Source organism: Microbacterium sp. SCN 71-21 (assembly GCF_001725695.1).
GTDB classification, from domain to species: Bacteria; Actinomycetota; Actinomycetes; order Actinomycetales; family Microbacteriaceae; genus Microbacterium; species Microbacterium ginsengisoli.
This window is the reverse complement of sequence record NZ_MEGA01000043.1, coordinates 1-16,748: the sequence shown is the minus strand read 5'-3', so window position 1 is coordinate 16,748 and position 16,748 is coordinate 1. Positions and strand designations below refer to the sequence as shown.

The 16,748-nt window shown below is 66.2% G+C and carries 16 protein-coding genes and 1 pseudogene; 10 read left to right on the top strand and 7 right to left on the bottom strand.

Features of this window, described 5'->3' with window-relative positions; genetic code table 11:
• Positions 1 to 456, bottom strand: a 456-nt coding sequence (locus ABT08_RS08010) for an FAD-dependent oxidoreductase (protein WP_288114563.1), incomplete at its 3' end; no start/stop codon positions are given.
• Positions 457 to 573: 117 nt separating this feature from the next.
• Between ABT08_RS08010 and ABT08_RS08005 the strand changes: the two genes are divergently transcribed.
• From ABT08_RS08005 to ABT08_RS07975, 7 genes are all read left to right on the top strand, one after another.
• Positions 574 to 2,793 (top strand): hypothetical protein, encoded by a 2,220-nt coding sequence (locus ABT08_RS08005; RefSeq protein WP_288114560.1) that lies wholly within the window; start codon positions 574 to 576, stop codon positions 2,791 to 2,793.
• 43 nt (positions 2,794 to 2,836) lie between these two features.
• Positions 2,837 to 3,295: a GtrA family protein gene (locus ABT08_RS08000; protein WP_235557391.1), complete on the top strand. Its 459-nt coding sequence runs from the start codon at positions 2,837 to 2,839 to the stop codon at positions 3,293 to 3,295.
• Positions 3,292 to 4,128 (top strand): glycosyltransferase family 2 protein, encoded by an 837-nt coding sequence (locus ABT08_RS07995; protein WP_288114558.1) that lies wholly within the window; start codon positions 3,292 to 3,294, stop codon positions 4,126 to 4,128. Before ABT08_RS08000 ends, ABT08_RS07995 begins: the two co-directional genes overlap by 4 nt.
• On the top strand, positions 4,125 to 5,126 hold the full coding sequence (locus ABT08_RS07990) for a glycosyltransferase (protein WP_200930830.1): 1,002 nt from the start codon (positions 4,125 to 4,127) through the stop codon (positions 5,124 to 5,126). The genes ABT08_RS07995 and ABT08_RS07990 overlap by 4 nt, the downstream gene beginning before the upstream one ends.
• Complete coding sequence (locus ABT08_RS07985) at positions 5,123 to 6,052, top strand: NAD-dependent epimerase/dehydratase family protein (RefSeq protein WP_288114557.1); 930 nt, start codon at positions 5,123 to 5,125, stop codon at positions 6,050 to 6,052. Before ABT08_RS07990 ends, ABT08_RS07985 begins: the two co-directional genes overlap by 4 nt.
• Positions 6,053 to 6,127: 75 nt before the next feature.
• The gene (locus ABT08_RS07980; protein WP_056206474.1) at positions 6,128 to 7,039 is read left to right on the top strand and encodes an ABC transporter permease; all 912 of its coding nucleotides are present in this window, start codon (positions 6,128 to 6,130) and stop codon (positions 7,037 to 7,039) included.
• Positions 7,040 to 7,044: 5 nt separating this feature from the next.
• Positions 7,045 to 8,280, top strand: coding sequence for an ABC transporter ATP-binding protein (locus tag ABT08_RS07975; RefSeq protein ID WP_056206471.1), 1,236 nt, complete (start codon positions 7,045 to 7,047; stop codon positions 8,278 to 8,280).
• Between the two features lie 45 nt (positions 8,281 to 8,325).
• On the opposite strand, the gene rfbB is transcribed toward ABT08_RS07975, so the two are convergent.
• Positions 8,326 to 9,324 (bottom strand): dTDP-glucose 4,6-dehydratase, encoded by a 999-nt coding sequence (rfbB, locus tag ABT08_RS07970; RefSeq protein ID WP_056206469.1) that lies wholly within the window; start codon positions 9,322 to 9,324, stop codon positions 8,326 to 8,328.
• Positions 9,325 to 9,393: 69 nt separating this feature from the next.
• Between rfbB and rfbA the strand changes: the two genes are divergently transcribed.
• Both rfbA and ABT08_RS07960 read left to right on the top strand, forming a co-directional pair.
• Positions 9,394 to 10,263 (top strand): glucose-1-phosphate thymidylyltransferase RfbA, encoded by an 870-nt coding sequence (gene rfbA, locus ABT08_RS07965; protein ID WP_056518938.1) that lies wholly within the window; start codon positions 9,394 to 9,396, stop codon positions 10,261 to 10,263.
• A gap of 46 nt (positions 10,264 to 10,309) precedes the next feature.
• Positions 10,310 to 10,918: a hypothetical protein gene (locus tag ABT08_RS07960; RefSeq protein WP_288114553.1), complete on the top strand. Its 609-nt coding sequence runs from the start codon at positions 10,310 to 10,312 to the stop codon at positions 10,916 to 10,918.
• A 43-nt stretch (positions 10,919 to 10,961) separates the two neighbouring features.
• On the opposite strand, the gene ABT08_RS07955 is transcribed toward ABT08_RS07960, so the two are convergent.
• A complete protein-coding gene (locus ABT08_RS07955; protein WP_046746337.1) occupies positions 10,962 to 12,197 on the bottom strand; it encodes an IS256 family transposase in 1,236 nt (411 codons plus the stop codon).
• 56 nt (positions 12,198 to 12,253) lie between these two features.
• On the opposite strand from ABT08_RS07955, the gene ABT08_RS07950 reads away from it, so the two are divergent.
• Positions 12,254 to 13,144: a polysaccharide pyruvyl transferase family protein gene (locus tag ABT08_RS07950; protein WP_288114545.1), complete on the top strand. Its 891-nt coding sequence runs from the start codon at positions 12,254 to 12,256 to the stop codon at positions 13,142 to 13,144.
• A gap of 25 nt (positions 13,145 to 13,169) precedes the next feature.
• Here ABT08_RS07950 and ABT08_RS07945 read toward each other — a convergent pair.
• The 4 genes and pseudogenes from ABT08_RS07945 to ABT08_RS07930 all read right to left on the bottom strand — a co-directional run.
• Positions 13,170 to 13,730 (bottom strand): annotated as a pseudogene (locus ABT08_RS07945) (dTDP-4-dehydrorhamnose 3,5-epimerase family protein); the annotation flags it as partial.
• The gene (locus ABT08_RS07940) at positions 13,730 to 14,611 is read right to left on the bottom strand and encodes an NAD-dependent epimerase/dehydratase family protein (protein WP_056208451.1); all 882 of its coding nucleotides are present in this window, start codon (positions 14,609 to 14,611) and stop codon (positions 13,730 to 13,732) included. The pseudogene ABT08_RS07945 and the gene ABT08_RS07940, both read right to left, overlap by 1 nt.
• Positions 14,608 to 15,840 carry an acyltransferase family protein gene (locus ABT08_RS07935; protein WP_288114544.1) on the bottom strand — a complete coding sequence of 411 codons (1,233 nt, stop codon included), beginning with the start codon at positions 15,838 to 15,840 and terminating at the stop codon, positions 14,608 to 14,610. The genes ABT08_RS07940 and ABT08_RS07935 overlap by 4 nt, the downstream gene beginning before the upstream one ends.
• Positions 15,841 to 15,847: 7 nt before the next feature.
• Positions 15,848 to 16,627, bottom strand: coding sequence for a glycosyltransferase family 2 protein (locus tag ABT08_RS07930; RefSeq protein WP_288114543.1), 780 nt, complete (start codon positions 16,625 to 16,627; stop codon positions 15,848 to 15,850).
• Positions 16,628 to 16,748: the final 121 nt, after the last annotated feature.

Here is a 16,748-nt window from a genome sequence, read left to right as displayed (position 1 = left end):
GTCGCGGATGAACGCTTCGTACAGCGGGCGCCCGATGAGGCCGATGGCACGCTCCTCCAGATTGCCGGCGGAGGCGGCGTCGAATTCGCCCGCGAGCTCCGTCACCTTGCGGCGGGCCTCGTCCGGCGAGAACGCCGCATGGAAGAACTGGTTGATTGTTCCGAGGTTGATCGGGAGAGGGAACACCGTGCCTCGGTGCGTCGTGTAGACCCGATGCACGTAGTCCGTGAACGTCGTGAACCGATTGACGTACTCCCACACGGTCGCGTTGGAGGTATGGAAGAGATGAGCGCCGTAGCGATGGACCTCGATGCCGGTGCTCGCCTCGTCCTCGCTGAAGGCGTTCCCTCCGATGTGATGCCGCCGGTCGATCACGGTCACCTTGCGACCGGACGCGGCGGCCCGTTCGGCGATCGTTAGTCCGAAGAATCCGGAACCGACGACGAGCAGATCCACGAGGGCTCCCTTCATTGTGCGCCGGGTCCGCGCACGAACACTGAAGTGTACCGTCGCCCGAAAACCACCCCGCTCCCCGCCGCGGGGTGCACGACGCGCGCGACCTAGGATCATCTCGTGACCGACGCCACCCCGACACGCCCAGCCCACCGGCGCGGGCTCGCACACCCCCGGCTGGCCGAGGTCGGCCTCGCTGCGGCAGCGGTGATCGTGACGATCGCGATCGCGACCGCACGACTCCTCGTGTCCCCGTCGTTCTACTTCGCGGACGACACTCAGCTCGGTTCGGTCGGCATCTGGCACGAGCTCGGGGTCTTGGCGCAGTCGGGAACGTTCCCGATCCTCAATCCGCATGCCTGGCAGGGTGGCAACTACTTCGCCGAGGGGCAGTGGGGGCTGTTCAACCCGCTCGCCTGGGTCATCGGCATCGGGAGCGTCGCGACGACGAACATCCTCGGGTATGTGACCGTCGTGAAGATCGCGGCATTGGGCTGCTTTTCCGCAGGATCGTTCCTGGTCGCCCGGTCGTACGGGGCATCCGCCTGGTGGTCGGCCGCTGCCGCCGTCATCATCCCGACCGCGGGTTTCACCGTCTACATGGACGCGCCAAGCTGGGTGTCCGGTCTGTTCAACGCGGCAGCGTTCGCGTTCACCTGGTGGGGGGTGCGCCGCATCCGGGTCGGCGGTGGACCGCTTCCTTATCTGATCAGCGCCTATCTCCTGATCACGTTCGGCTACGTCTTCGGTGTCATCATGCTGGTGCTGCTGCTCGTCATCAGCATCGCCGACGCAGCCGTCCGACGCGAATGGCGGGCGGTGCGCAGACTGGCGTACGCCTCCGTATTCGGCGCGCTGGTGTCCGTCGCGGTCTTCCTGCCCGGTGTGCTCACGGCCGGCGTGACCGCGCGCGGCACGACGCGCATCCTCCAGACCTGGTTCCTCAACGCCGACCTGTCCGATTTCGGCGGGATAGCCTCACCAACGGCCACCATGTCCATCGGCGCATGGTGGGGCCCCGCGACGCACGCGCCGATGATGTCGATCTCGTGGGCCCTCCCTCTCGCCATCGCCTTCTGGGGTGTACTCCGCCGGGGCTGGCGCGACCTCGTCGTGCCCCTCGTCCTCGCCGCGGTCGCGGTCGCGATCATCATCGGCCCCGACCAGATCGGGCCCATTCGCTGGCCGGTGCGTTTCCTGCCCTACCTGACAGTCGCGATCGTCATCGTCTGGGCTGTCATGCTCACGCGCGGATTCCCTCAGAAGCTCGGCCGCCGCGGACTCACGGCGATGCTGATCGTGACGCTCGCGCTGGGATACCTCGCGTGGACGCAGACCCCGACCGCGAAGGTCCTCGCCGGCACCTTCCTCGCGACGACGATCGCCTTGGTCGCGATCTATCTGATCGGCACTCAACGGCGATGGAACTGGCCTCCCGGGACCAGATCTGCGATCGCAGCGATCGTCGTGGTGGCCGGAACGATCTCGGTCACCGTGCCGCAGCTTTACGAGTACCGGACTACGCCGCTGCCGACCTTCGCCACGCCGACAACGGCAGACCCCATGGAGAAGGTGCTCACCGACGGTGTCAACGACGGGTTCGTCGTCGGTGACGTCTATTCGGGTGTTGGGGATCCCGCGTCCTTCGACGAGCTCCTCGTCGGGAACCTCTGGTATTTTTCGCCGACCGAGGTGAGCAACGTCTACACGGTGCTGCCCTACACGGCCTTCACCAACGATCTGTGCATCGACCTGCGCGGCTCGACGTGCGAGACCGCCTACGCCACTCTCCTGTCGACTGACCCGACGACCGGCAGAGTCGTCGCCGATCTGCTCGGCGTGAACACGATCATCGCGACGCGCGCGACATACCCCACGGCACCTCCCGCGGCACCGGGGTGGCATCTGATGCGCAGCGGTTCGACGGTGTGGGTGTACGAACGCGATACTCCTGGCCCGACGGCGGGCGGGGTGGTGGCGACGAGCGCGGGCACGCAGGTCACGGTGACGAGCGAGTCGGACACCGAAGTCACGCTGCGCATCGACGCGCTCGGGTCCGATCCGAGCGCCACGCTGAGCCGGCTCGCCTATCCCGGCTACTCCGTCAGCGGTGCAGCCCTGGCAGCGCCGGTGCGCGGCTACCTTCTGACGGTGGATCTGTCGCACGCCTCGGTCGGGCAGATCGTCACCATCAGCTTCCGCCCGCCGGGGTGGACGCTCGAGCTCACCTCGCTCGCGATCGCCGTCGTGCTCGGCATCTGGTGGCCGATCTCGCGCGTCTTCATCGCGCGCCGTCGTAGTGCACGAGCACCACGGGAGCACGCGGAATCGCTCCATTAGACTCGACCACCGAACCGACCCGGCGTCGGAGGAAGCGAATCCGGTGGCAGACATCACGAAGGTCGACGACGCGGGGGGATCCGGGCCAGACGGTCTCCTCCTCAAGCTCATCAAGGATCGGCGCGTCGCGTTCCTGATCGTCGGTGGGATCAACACGGTCGTGGGGTTCCTCTGGTTCGTGGTGTTCGAGCTGACGGTGGGACGCCTGTGGGGCTACATGGCGACCCTCGTGTTCTCACACATCGCGAGTGTCCTGTGCGCGTTCTGGATGCACCGCCGGTTCGTCTTCCGAGTGCGGGGTCACGTATGGCGGGACCTCGCCCGCTTCGAGGTCGTGCAGCTCGTCGCCTTCGGCATCAACCTCGTCGCCCTGCCGCTTCTGGTCGAGGCCGTCGGGCTCACTCCCATCGTCAGCCAGGCGATCATCGTGGTCGTCACGGTCACCCTGAGCTACTTCGGACACCGCTACTTCAGCTTCCGGAGGAAGGAAACCTCGTCATGACCTCCCCCACCCTCTCGGTCGTCCTCCCCGTCTACAACGGCGAGAAGTACGTCGCCGAGGCTCTCGACTCCGTGCTGGTCGATACCGACACCGACATGGAAGTGATCGTCGGCGATCATTCGTCGAGCGACCGCACGGCCGACGTCATCGCACGATACGCGGCGGATCCGCGGGTGCGGGTCGTGCAGATCCCTGCCGGGGGCTACGTGCAGCGGGCCTGGAACGCCGTATCGGCCGAGGCTCGCGGAACCTACGTGAAGCTCGTCTGCGCCGACGACGTCGTCTACCCGGGCATCCTCGCCCGCCAGGTCGCACTGCTCGAGGCCAATCCGGGTGCCGTCCTCACGGCGTGCCCGCGCGACGTGACCGATGCCTCGGGTAACGTCCTCATCCGCTCGATGGGGCTGCAGGGCGTCAAGTCGAAAATGGCCGGCACGGACACCGCACGCGCACTCGTGCGCGCCGGGAGGAACATCCTGGGCGAACCGGGCTGCGTGACGATGCGCCGGGACGCGTTCGAACGCGCCGGCGGCTGGTTCGGAGATCTCTCCCCCTACCTGATCGACATGGCAACCTATACCCGAGTGCTCCTGGAGGGCGATTTCGTTCCGGATCTCGTGACGGGCGCGACGTTCCGCCTCAACGCCGATCAGGGCTCCGTGGCCCAGTCGGCGTCGCAGGCCGAGCAGGCTCGTCGCTTCCACGCCTGGATGCGCACGGAGCACCCTCAGGTCATCAGCGCAGGCGACGTTCGGGTCGGTGACTTCCGGGCCGGGATGAACTCGCGGCTACGACGGGTGACCTTCGAGGTTCTCAAACGGAGGATGGCGTGACGTCGCGCTACGTGCACCGGGTCTCCATCGTCGTTCCCGTCTACCAGGGGGAACGCACACTGCGCGACCTGTTCGCCGAGATCCTCCCGCTCACCGAAGACTTCACGACACCCGCCGGGGCGACGGCGCGCGTCGAGGAAGTCGTGTTGGCATGGGACAACGGACCGGATCGTTCCGACGACGTCATCCGCGAGCTCATCACCGAGTATCCGTTCGCGAAAGCGGTCTGGTTGAGCCGCAATTTCGGTCAGCACGCTGCGACGCTGGCCGGCATCGCCTCCTCGGGCGGTGAGTGGGTCGTCACCCTCGATGAAGACGGCCAGCACGACCCGGCCCAGATCAGCGTGCTGCTCGACGCTGCACTGAGCGAACGGGCGACGGTCGTGTACGGGGTCGGCGACAACCCGGCGCCCCACGGCGCCGTGCGCAATGCCGCCTCGAAGGCGGCAAAGCGCATCCTCGAGTCGGTGTTCGGAGGCTCGGGCGCGAGCGATTACAGCAGCTTCCGCCTGATACTCGGCGAGATCGCACGCAGCGTCGCGGCGTACTCAGGCACCGGGGTCTACCTCGATGTTGCCCTGTCGTGGGTCTCCCGTCGTACCGTGACCGCGCCGGTCCGCCTGCGCGAGGAGGGCGACCGCTCCTCCGGGTACTCCTACAGGCGGCTGCTCGCGCACTTCTGGCGAATGATCCTCACGTCGGGTACTCGCGGCCTGCGTCTGGTCACGTGGCTGGGAGTGATCTTCGCGGCAGGCGGCGTGCTGTTCGCGATCTATCTGACCGTCGCCCGTTTCGTCTGGGGCAACGTTCCGGATGGGTGGACCTCTCAGATGGTGCTGACCGCGATCGGCACCGGCGCGGTACTCGTCGCGCTCGGGATCATCGCCGAGTACCTGGGCGTCGCCGTGAACATGGCTCTCGGACGGCCGTCGTATCTGATCGTCCGCGACCCGGCGACGGGGCCTCTCGGTGCACCGAGGTCAGACGACCAGCGATGAATCCCGACTGGGTGATCGGCGGCGGCGGACTGCTCGGTTCCGCGATCCGGCGCGCGGTCACCCACACGTGGGCGACTCGCGTCCGGTGGGATGACGCGGACACGGCGGAGGCAGATCTCCGACACGCGGTCGACACGTTCGTCGCCCAGCCGGGACCGTTGCGTATCTACTGGTGCGCAGGGAAGGGCGTGACGGCGACGCCCGCGGCCGAACTCGCGCGGGAGATCACCACATTCCACGCTTTCCTCGATGCGCTCCGCGGCCAGGATGCCGCCCGCACGACGGTGTTCCTGGCTTCTTCGGTCGGCGGCGCCTACGCGGCAGCGACCGCGCCCCCGTTCACGGAACGAACGTCCGCGCGGGCCGCCTCCGCCTATGGCGAGGCGAAACTCGATATGGAACGCTCGCTGTCGGCGTGGACGGAGTCGACCGGCGGGCGGGCGGTCATCGGACGCATCACGAACCTCTACGGTCCGGGTCAGGATGTCTCGAAGGCCCAGGGCCTGATCTCCGTGGCCCTGCGGAGCTATCTCACGGGCGCCCCCGCCACGATCTTCGTGTCGCTGGACACCCTCCGCGATTACCTGTTCGTCGACGACGGTGCGGCGATCGCCGTGGCCGCCACGCGGCGCGCCGAGGCGGGCGAGGCCGGCTGCGCGACACTGAAGATCCTCGGGTACGGGACCGCAGTGTCCGTGGGGGCGGTACTGGGTGAGATCGCCCGGCTGCGTCGAACCCGCGCTCCGATCGTGCTCGCCGGCGGTGGGCAGGGAGGGCAGGCCCCCGATCTGAGGGTTCGCTCCACGGTCTGGACCGATCTCGACGCGCTCGCGACCACCACACTTCCGGCGGGAATTCAGCGCACATATGACAAGATGCTCCGTGACTTCGCATGCGGCACCGCGCGCACTCCAACCGGCCCCTGATGAGATCGCCCACCGCGCTCTCGGGCTGCGCGAGAACCACGGAAAACGCCATGCTTTCGCTATAGGATCGGTGGAATGTTGACCTCAGATGGAGAGGCCGCTTCGCGCGCCCGCCGGCTGGAGGCCATCCCGCTTCGCCCGGTCGGAGCCGTGACCGGGCGGGGCGCCTCGTGGGCGGCGGTGCGCAGCATCCTGTCGCACCGCGAGATGCTCGGACTCCTCGTCCGCCGCGATCTGAAAGCGCGCTACAAGGACTCCGCTCTGGGTTTCCTCTGGTCTCTCATCCGACCCCTCATCCAGCTGCTCATCTACTTCATCGTGATGGGCCAGTTCCTCGGCGCCGCCAAGAACATCCCCGACTTCGCGGTCTACATCTTCGCCGGTCTGTCCGCGGTCGGCCTCTTCACGGAGATCGTCGTCGGCGGCACCAGTTCGGTCCTCTCCAACGCAGGCCTCGTGAAGAAGGTCTACCTCCCCCGCGAGGTGTTCCCGTTGTCGAGCGTGGGCTCTGCGCTGTTCAACTTCAGCATCCAGCTGATCGTGCTCCTCCTCGCGACACTCATGGTCGGGAAGCCCCCTCTGCACTGGGAGCTCGTCTACGCAGTCCCGTCGGTGCTGGTGATCGTGATCTACGGCACCGCATTCGCACTGCTGTTCTCGGCGGTGAACGTGTACCTGCGGGACACCCAGTACCTGGTCGAGGTGATTACCATGCTCCTCTTCTGGGCGAGTCCCATCGTGTATTCGTGGGCGATGGTGAAGACCCTGATCGCGTCCCCGATCCTTCTCGAGGCCTACACGAACAACCCGCTCACTCTCGCCGTGCTCGGCTTCCATCGAGCCTTCTGGGTCGCCGGCGGCGATATCGAGTCGCCGGGCGGGCTGGCCCTCCGTCTCGGGATCTCGGTCGTGGTCGGCCTCGTGCTTCTCATCCTCTGCCACCGCGTGTTCGTGCGCCTGCAGGGCAACTTCGCCCAGGAGCTCTGAGCCCGATGACTCCCCCGCCCGCGATCGCGACACCCTCCGACGACCTGCCTTCGGTCGAAGTCGCCAAGATCGCGCACGTCTCGAAGCGCTTCACGATCCGCAAGGACTCCTCCATCAAGGAGCGCATCGTCACCTTCGGTCGCGCCGGCCGCCGCCACCGCCAGGACTTCTGGGCCTTGAACGACGTGTCCCTCGACATCTTCGCCGGCGAGACGATCGGTCTCATCGGGCACAACGGATCTGGCAAGAGCACGCTTCTGAAGGTGATCGGCGGGATCATCGAGCCGACGACGGGTACCGTCGAGGAGCGCGGTCGGCTCGCGGCGCTGCTGGAGCTCGGTGCGGGTTTCCACCCCGACCTGACCGGTCGCGAGAACATCTTCCTCAACGCCGCCGTGCTCGGGCTCAGCCGCGAGCAGACCGAGGAGCAGTTCGACGACATCGTCGCCTTTGCAGCGATCGGCGACTTCATCGACACCCAGGTGAAGTTCTACTCCTCCGGCATGTACGTCCGGCTCGCGTTCGCGGTCGCGGTGCACACCGATCCCGACGTGCTTCTCGTCGACGAAGTACTGGCGGTCGGTGACGAGGCATTCCAGCGCAAGTGCATGGATCGCATCCGCGAGTTCCAGCGCCAGGGTCGGACCATCATCCTCGTGAGCCACTCGCTCGACCAGGTCTCCGAGCTGTGCAGCCGGTGCGTTCTGCTCGACAAGGGTCACGTCGTCTTCGACGGCAAGCCGTCGCTCGCGGTGGCGAAGTTCCGCGACCTGCTGGAGGAGCGCCGCATCGCCGAACGCGACGCAGCCAAGGGCACCCGCGCGCGCCCGCAGGGAGCGATCGAAGATGTCACCGCGGTGCCTGCGGGATCCTCGGTCGGCGACTCCCTCGAACCCGGCCAGGACCTCTCCATCACCGTGCGCGTTGCAGCGGAGGCTCTGTCCTCGTGGACATGCCGCATCCAGATCGACGATGCGATGGGGCAGAAGGTCTTCGTCACGGGCACCGACTGGCTCGGAATCACTCCGCCGGCATTCGCCGGGGCATGCGATCTCACGTTGCTCCTGAGGCGCCCGGCTCTCGGGGGCGGAAAGTACTTCGTCAACGCCACACTGTTGGACGAGTCGGGCCAAAGTCTCCACAACGTGATGCAGGCGACGTCCTTCAACGTCGTTCCCGACCCGCGGGCCATCGGCTTCGTGCGGATCGACGTCGACGCCGACTTCTCCTCAGGAGTGTGACCCCTCCGGCCGCGAGCTCTGAACCCTGGCGCGGGTAGGGTGCGACTACTGGCCCTGTGCGGCGTAGAAGGCCTCGGTCGATTCTTTCGCCGGCGCCCACCACGACTCGTTCGCCCGGTACCAGTCGATGGTCTTCGCGATCCCGTGATCGAACGACCCGTACGTCGGGAGCCAGCCGAGCTCGGTGCGCAGTTTCGTGGAATCGATCGCGTAACGCAGATCGTGCCCGGCGCGGTCCGTCACGTGATCGTAGGCATCGCGAGGCTGGCCCATGATCTCGAGGATGAGCTCGACGACCTCGCGGTTGTTCTTCTCGCCGTCGGCGCCGATCAGATAGGTTTCGCCGAGCCGCCCCTGCTCGAGAATGGCGAGAACGGCCGACGAATGGTCGTCGGCGTGGATCCAGTCCCGGACATTCTCGCCCGCGCCATAGAGCTTGGGCCGGATGCCGCGCAGCACGTTCGTGATCTGCCGCGGGATGAACTTCTCGATGTGCTGGTACGGGCCGTAGTTGTTCGAGCAGTTCGAGATGGTCGCACGGACCCCGAACGATCGCACCCACGCGCGCACGAGCAGGTCGCTTCCGGCCTTGGTCGAGGAGTAAGGCGAGGACGGGTTGTACGGGGTCGACTCGGTGAACCGCGCCGGATCGTCGAGCTCGAGATCCCCGTAGACCTCATCCGTGGAGATGTGGTGAAAGCGGGTGTCGTAGCGTCGTGACGCCTCCAGCAGCACGTAGGTGCCGATGATGTTCGTGTCGAGGAAGGGCCTCGGATTGGCGAGCGAATTGTCGTTGTGGGACTCCGCGGCGTAGTGCACGACGGCATCCGCGTCGCGCACGAGAGGATCCACAGTGGATGCTTCCGCGATGTCGCCGTGCACGAACGTCACACGTTCGTCGGGAAGCCCGTCGAGAGAGGCCCGATTCCCCGCGTAGGTGAGCTTGTCCAGCACGGTGATGTGGTGGTCGGTGTTCTCGACGGCATAGCGAACGAAATTCGACCCGATGAAGCCGGCTCCGCCGGTGACGAGGAGTCTGCTCATAGGCATCCACAGTAGTCCAGCAGGTCTGCGTGATTGGTGTGCGGCGGCGACCTACGCGAGAATGGACGAATGCGCGGAATCATCCTGGCCGGCGGAACCGGATCGCGGCTTCATCCGATCACTCTCGGCGTGTCGAAGCAGCTCGTTCCGGTCTACGACAAGCCGATGATCTACTACCCGCTGTCGACGCTGATCCTCGCCGGCATCCGCGACATCCTGATCATCACCACTCCCCACGACGCCGACCAGTTCGAGCGACTGCTGGGCGACGGCTCGCGTTTCGGCGTGTCGATCACCTACGCGCAGCAGCCATCTCCCGATGGTCTCGCGCAGGCGTTCGTGCTCGGTGCCGACCACATCGGATCCGACTCGGTCGCACTCGTTCTCGGGGACAACATCTTCTACGGCCAGGGTATGGGCACGAGGTTCCGCAACTACACGGAACTCACCGGCGGCGTGGTGTTCGGCTACTGGGTCGACGATCCCACCGCCTATGGCGTCGTCGAGTTCGACCCTGACGGACACGTGGTGTCGCTGGAAGAGAAGCCGACGATCCCGAAGAGCAACTATGCGGTACCGGGTCTCTACTTCTACGACAACGACGTGGTCGAGATCGCGCGGAACCTCGCGCCGTCACCTCGCGGGGAACTCGAGATCACGGACGTGAACCTCGAGTACCTGCGCCGCGGAACCCTGCACGTCGAGGTGCTCCCCCGCGGCACGGCGTGGCTCGACACCGGCACGTTCGACTCGCTGAGCGAGGCGACCGAGTTCATCCGCACTGTCGAGAAGCGTCAGGGACTGTCGATCGGATGCCCCGAAGAGGTGGCGTGGCGGCTCGGCTTCCTCAGCGACGAGGAGCTGCGCGAGCGCGCGGAGCCGCTCGTCAAGAGCGGGTACGGCACCTACCTGTTGAAGGCGCTCGAGCGAGGTCGCTGACCCCCCGGAAAAGTAGTTCATCACCCCCGAAAGTCGGTCGTTTGTCGTGACGGTTCAGCTCCACTCAGGTCGATTCGCGATGTACTCGGCGACCCGGCAGTGGAACCCCGGCGACGAGTTCATCCTCGCCGGGACGCGACGCATCATCGACGCGGCATTCGGCCCGCTGGATCCGGTGCTCTACGACCGCAACCCGGACGTGCGACCGGCGGATGGAACGACGATCGGCGCCCGAAACCTCCGGCGTCCGCTCGATGAGACCGCGGGGGCGCTCTACGAGCGGCTCTCCGCGCACCTGCGGCTGGGCTTCTCGAGCAACTCCGTCAAGTTCGATTCCGACCTCTCCTCCGTGAGTCTCGCCCTCATGGCGGGCAGCCCGGAATGGGCGTCGGATCGGTGCTGGAGCTTCTACGACCATGTCTTCCGCCACCGCATCCCCGTGATCGGCCTCGGGCTCGGTTCCATGCCGGAGGAGCGGCCCGAGTTCGTGGATGTCGCCCTCGGCAAGGCTGTGGCGCTCACCACACGCAGCCGGAGCCTCGCCCAGACCCCGCTTGCGCGTCGGTTCGACATCGCGTACCTGCCCTGCCCCGCGCTGCTGTCGGCGCCGACGACGCGCGAGGTCACCTCGGTGACACGGGCCGCGTCCGTTTGAGTGGTGGTCTTTCGCTTCGTTGCGATGATCAGCTGTCGTTAGTTTAGGCGGCGGTGATCTCGGGGAGTATCACCGCCTCGTCGATGGTGGGGGTGGTCGCGGTGAGCTCGGTCATGGAGGCTTCGGAGAAGTAGCGGCGGTCGGCGGCTTCCCATTCGTCGTGTTGCTCGACGAGGACGGAGCCGGCCAGGCGGAGCAGGGCGGCGTTGTTCGGGAACACGCCAACGACGTCGGTGCGGCGCTTGATCTCCCGATTGAGGCGTTCCAGCGGGTTCGTGGACCAGATCTGTCGCCAATGCCGGGCGGGGAACGCTTTGAACGCGAGGATGTCGTCACGGGCGTCGGTGAGCATCACGGCGGTCTTGGGGTGGACGCGCTCGATCATGCGCACGACTTCGTCGAACTGGGCATCGATGTGCTCGGCGTCGGGTTGGGCGAAGATCGTGCGGATCACGCTGGCGACCATCTCCTGCCGGCCCTTCGGGAGGGCGGTCAGGACGTTGCGCATGAAGTGGACGCGGCAGCGCTGCCAGGCGGCGCCCTGCAACACGGTCGCTGCGGCCTTCTTCAGTCCGGCGTGGGCGTCGGAGATCACCAGCTTCACCCCGCCCAGACCTCGTGTCTTCAACGAGCGCAGGAACTGCTTCCAGAACTCCTCGGTCTCGCTGTCTCCGACATCGAAGCCCAGCACGACCCGCCGCCCGTCAGCGGCGACGCCGATCGCGACGACGACCGCCTGGGACACGACACGGTGGTCGATGCGGACCTTGCAGTAGGTCGCGTCGAGGAACACGTAGGGGTAGGCGATGTCAGACAGCGAGCGGTCGCGGAACGATGCGACCTCGGCGTCGAGCCCTTGGCAGATGCGGGACACCTCGGACTTCGAGATGCCAGTGTCAGCGCCGAGCGCTTTGACGAGGTCATCGACCTTCCGGGTTGAGACGCCGTGGAGGTAGGCCTCCATCACGACCGCGAACAAGGCTTGGTCGACCCGGCGGCGCCGCTCCAGCAGCGACGGGAAGAACGACCCCTGCCGCAACTTCGGGATCCGCAACTCCAGATCCCCAGCCGTGGTCGACAGCACCCGCGGCCGGGAACCGTTGCGGGTAGTCGTGCGCTCGCTCGTGCGCTCGTAGGGGGCGGCGCCGATGAATGCGGCTGTCTCCGCGTCGATCAGCTCCTGGTAGAGCCGCTCGGTCGCGGCTCGGATGCGGTCGGTGGTGCCGGTGAGCTTCAGTTCCCCGAGCAGCTCGAGGAGGGCAGACTGGTCAAGAGCCATCGTGCGGTGTCGTCTTTCTGTGTGAGTTCTTGGTCGTTCTCACTGACCATCGCACGATGGCTCACCCCGTCGCGGTCACGACGCCGCGGGCCCGAAAGACCACCACCCCGCGGGACTCCAGGGTGACACGCGTCGGCATCGCGATCGGCGTGCCCTACGAGGACGCCGTGTGGGCGAACGGACTCGATACGGCGTTCTACGAGCAGGTGTGCGCCGCGATCGACGATCTGATCGCCGCCTACGGCTCCGAGGTCGCCATCGAGTTCGTCGCCCATTACATCGATGAGATCCCGGTGCTCCGTGAGCGCTTCCCGGACCACGTCGTGCGCTATTCGTTCGACTCCGCGGACTACGCCGATCTGTTCGGCGCCTACGATCTCGTCATCTCCACGCGTGTCCATGGATGCGGCATCTCTGCGTCGCAGGGAATTCCGACCATCAGTCTCGGCCACGACTTCCGATCAGACACGACCGACGGCTTCCTCAGTGTGAGCGTCGACCTCGCTGGCGGCGCGTCGCTCTCCGATGCATTCAGCGAACTCGCGGGCGCTGCGTCGTCGAGGAACACCGAGTTGATCGCGCATCGCGCCGCCACGTTCGAGGCCTACCTGGATCTGCTGCGGACCCGCGTGCCCGACGGCCTGACAGCCGTGGACTACGGCGAGGGCGGACGCGTCGTATTCCGCGAGGGAGCTCCGCCCGAGGTCGTGTCGCCGCAGGTGGTCTCGTCACTCATCCACGACGCTGCGTCCTTCGCTGCCGAGTTGACCGCCGCACGTTCGTCGAATGACGAGCTCCGACGCGTGCTCGACGAGGTCGAGGCCTCGAAGGCGGAGATGGCTGTCGAGCTCGACGCCGCCCGACAAGCGGTCTCGAGCATGGAGGCGACACGCGCCGCTCGCCGGTCCTGGGGGCAGCGGATCCGCAGCCGTCTGGGCGGAAGCTGACGCCACCGCCTCGTCAGTCGGTCGTGAGAGGGGTGATGTCGGCGAGCGGCGGGTGCCCGCGGTCCTTGTCGGAGAGCTCGGCCTGGTCGAGCGAGATGGGCCAGGAGATCGCTAGTGCGCGGTCCGCGAGGTTGACGAATGCGTACTCGTCCATGCGGTCCGCACTCCAGTGCGCGTTCACGAGGTATGTGTAAGCCGTGTTGGTTTCGAGCGTCTGGTAGGAGTTGCCCACCCCGCTCGGAACGAAGATCGCCGTGGACGGGTCCAACTCGGTGGTGAAGACCGTCCCGAACGACGCGCCGGCTCTCAGGTCCACCCACGCGCCGAACACAGAGCCGGTCGCGGTCGAGATGAACTTGTCCCACGGTTCGGCGTGGATCCCCCGCGTCGTTCCGATCGCGTCGTTGAACGAGATGTTGTTCTGCACGGGCTGAAAGTCGGGAAGCCCCAGCGCCGTCATCTTCTCGCGTTGCCAGTTCTCCTTGAACCACCCGCGATTGTCCCCATGCACGGGGAGATCGACCACCAACAGACCGGGGATCGGGGTCGTGCGAACGGCGAGTTCTTTCCCGTATTCGAGCGCCATCATGTCTCCTTCGCGAACGGCGACGCGGCGATCAGAGCCTTTATCCGGGACGCATCGCCCCAGACACCGGGGGAATCATACGGCCGATCCGGAAACGCGCCGTACTGCAGCGAGATGTCCACGCCGTTCTCGACGATGAATCGCTCGACACGATCGGCGAGAGACTCCGGAACACCGCTCGACGTGTTGATCACTCCGACCAACCCGTCCGCCGTCGAGGCCAGCGCGATCTGCCGACCGAGCTCGTCGACGTCGATGAAGTCGTACAGCGTCCGTCCGGTGGTGAATGGGAAGCTCCGATCGCCCCGATCAGACGCATCGAGGATCTTCCCGAAGATCGACCTGCTTCGCCGGTCATCACCGACGATGTAGAAGGCCCTCATCCAGAGCAGCTCCGCGCGATCCTCGAGTGCGGCGAAGAGCGAGCGTCGCAGAGCATCCTTCGCGATCCCGTAGAGCGTCACGGGATTGGTCGGAGTGGTGGAGGTGATCGCTCCCTCCCAGTAGCCCACCTCGTGCATCGTTCCCAGCGCGGCGATCCTCACGATGCCGGCGTCCACGAGCCCGGCGAGGAACCGGAAATGTGCCGAGACGGACTCGATGTGCGATCGCGCATTGTGGACGAAGCCGTCCTGCCACGCGAGGTGGATGACAGCGGCGACCTCTGAGGGTGATGCGATCGCGGTGATGTCGAACTCGGGCGACAGCACGTCCGCCTGCAGGATGGTCGCGCGGGGGTCGACGTCATCCGCACGGGCGGTTCGGACGACCGCCCGCACGTCGTAGCCGAGGTCGATCGCCGCAGCGACGACGTGGCGGCCCACGTATCCGCCGGCGCCCGTGACGACCACGGTACGCCGCGGGGATTCGCCGGACGTCATACGCCGTTCCGAACCACGCCGACCACGACCAGTGCAGCGGTGGCCACGATCAGAAGAGTCAGCGGGACGAACCTCACCCGGCGCAGGGCGGCGACGCCCCCTGCCTTCGGCGGCACCGATTGCCGGCCGCCGATGCGCGCCACGATGCGCGGCCGCCAGTTCTTCAGATCGAGTGCTGGCTTCTCGATGAGCGTCCAGCTCACGTAGGCGTAGACATGCACCGCGACGATCACGACCGCGAGGTAGACAGCGCTGCTGATCCCCTGGAGATTGAGACTCGCGGCGAGGAACATCACGGGCCACCCGGCGATGTAGATCCCGTACGAGAGGTCCGCACGACGATCCCATCCGGACAACGCGGTCACACGGGTGCCGAACCAGATGAGGCCATAGGCGAACGCGTACTGTCCGAAGAGGAACCACCCGCCCTTCCACCAGCTCACTGCGGCGATGATGAGCATCCCCATGCCGAGCGCATCGCTGAACGGCACTTTCTCGATGAATAGCTGAACCAGCGTGCCGAACGCGAACGGTGCGGCGAGCTGAAGAACCTGATGGTTCGCAAGGATGCCGCTGACCGACGCCAGATCTCCCACGTGCAGCGCTTGGAACGTCGACAGCATGAGCACGCCGGCCGCGATCGCGCCGCCCACGATCCTCCCTGCGAGAGCCCCGATGAGACCGAGCACGAGCACTGCGAGATAGCAGGCGAACTCGTACATGAGGGTCCAGGCGGATCCGTTCCAGGTGTTGTACCCGTGCGCGACGGCGGGCGTGCTGGCGCCGGTGCCCGAGATCGCCCACTGGTTGAGCATGAGGGTGAAGTTCTTCGCGACGTAGTCCCAGGGCGAGTCGACCGCGACCGAGAAGAACCCCCGGATCGTCCCCCTCTCACCGATCCATGCCAGCGGCGCAAGCGCGAACGCCGTGACGATGAGGATCAGAAACCAGGCGGGGAAGATCCTGACGACGCGATGCCACAGGAACCTCACGGGAGAGCTCGAATTGGTCATGCTCCGCGTGATGAGCATGCCCGACAGAAAGAAGAACCCTGTGACGGCCACACCACCCAGGGAGGTCTCCGCGTGCCACTGCTCGCCGATGTCCACTCCACCGAACAGCCCCGCGACCGGGCCGGCGTGCGAGAAGATCACCATGAATGCCATGAGCCACCGGAGGAATCCGATGGAGTTCTTTCGCGGGTTGAAAGCTGCGTGAAGCGTCGTCATCCGAACCTCAGATCGAGCGGGGGTACGCGGCGCCGGCCACGTCCCAGACTGGCGGTCTGATATTGCTGTACACCGGATTCCGTCCACCGAAGTAGCGTCGGATGTCGCCTTCGACGTCGGCGGAGACGGTGTCGATCTCTGCCACGAATCCGTACCAGTGCGCGGTGCAGATCTCGCTCACCTCAGAACGGATGGCAACCGACACGATCTCGGGGCTCTGATCGACCCAGTCGCGCGCAGCGGTGATCAGGGAATACCCGGACTCGTCCGCGGCGGATCGGACGAGGGCAGTCACCGCGCGGGACTGGGCGACTTCCACCGCTCCGGACGCAAGGAACCCGTCCACATTCCATCGGAACATCGGCGACCGATGGTTGACGATGCGCTGATTCGCCCAGTTGGCGATTTCGTCGCCACTCACTACCCCGGCAGCGAGAGTGGAGCCTCGACCGGCGTGATAGACGAACGCGCCGGTCGCAAGGACATGACGGAAGCCCGCGCTTGTCGCCCGCGCCGACCAGTCCGACTCCTCGCCGTAGCCGCGACCGAAGATGGGGTCCATCAGCCCGACCGCCGACAGCACTCGGGTGGGGATGATCATGGCGAACGAGATTCCCGCCGGGATATCAAGCGTCTCCGTGCCGAATGTCTGCTCGAGGACACGCCCGATCCGATCCGAGACCTCCTGCGTCTCGGCGAAGAGCTCTGTCGCGTTCGGGAGCGAGGACGGGTCGACATTCGTCGACCACGCCGTCACTGACGCGAGGTCGTCGCCCGCGACGGCCACCTTCATCATCACCTCGAGAGAGTTCGCCGCGTAGATGACGTCCGAGTTGGAGATCACGACGTAGTCGTATTCGAGACGGAGGGCGGTCGCGAGACCGAGATTGACATTACGCGGGATACCG

Coding starts and splice junctions, on each gene's coding strand:
- ABT08_RS07995 (WP_288114558.1), top strand. CDS start 3,292: ATGACCTCCCCCACCCTCTCGGTCGTCCTCCCCGTCTACAACGGCGAG.
- ABT08_RS07985 (WP_288114557.1), top strand. CDS start 5,123: ATGAATCCCGACTGGGTGATCGGCGGCGGCGGACTGCTCGGTTCCGCG.
- ABT08_RS07980 (WP_056206474.1), top strand. CDS start 6,128: ATGTTGACCTCAGATGGAGAGGCCGCTTCGCGCGCCCGCCGGCTGGAG.
- ABT08_RS07975 (WP_056206471.1), top strand. CDS start 7,045: ATGACTCCCCCGCCCGCGATCGCGACACCCTCCGACGACCTGCCTTCG.
- rfbB (WP_056206469.1), bottom strand. CDS start 9,324: ATGAGCAGACTCCTCGTCACCGGCGGAGCCGGCTTCATCGGGTCGAAT.
- rfbA (WP_056518938.1), top strand. CDS start 9,394: ATGCGCGGAATCATCCTGGCCGGCGGAACCGGATCGCGGCTTCATCCG.
- ABT08_RS07955 (WP_046746337.1), bottom strand. CDS start 12,197: ATGGCTCTTGACCAGTCTGCCCTCCTCGAGCTGCTCGGGGAACTGAAG.
- ABT08_RS07950 (WP_288114545.1), top strand. CDS start 12,254: ATGGCTCACCCCGTCGCGGTCACGACGCCGCGGGCCCGAAAGACCACC.
- ABT08_RS07940 (WP_056208451.1), bottom strand. CDS start 14,611: ATGACGTCCGGCGAATCCCCGCGGCGTACCGTGGTCGTCACGGGCGCC.
- ABT08_RS07935 (WP_288114544.1), bottom strand. CDS start 15,840: ATGACGACGCTTCACGCAGCTTTCAACCCGCGAAAGAACTCCATCGGA.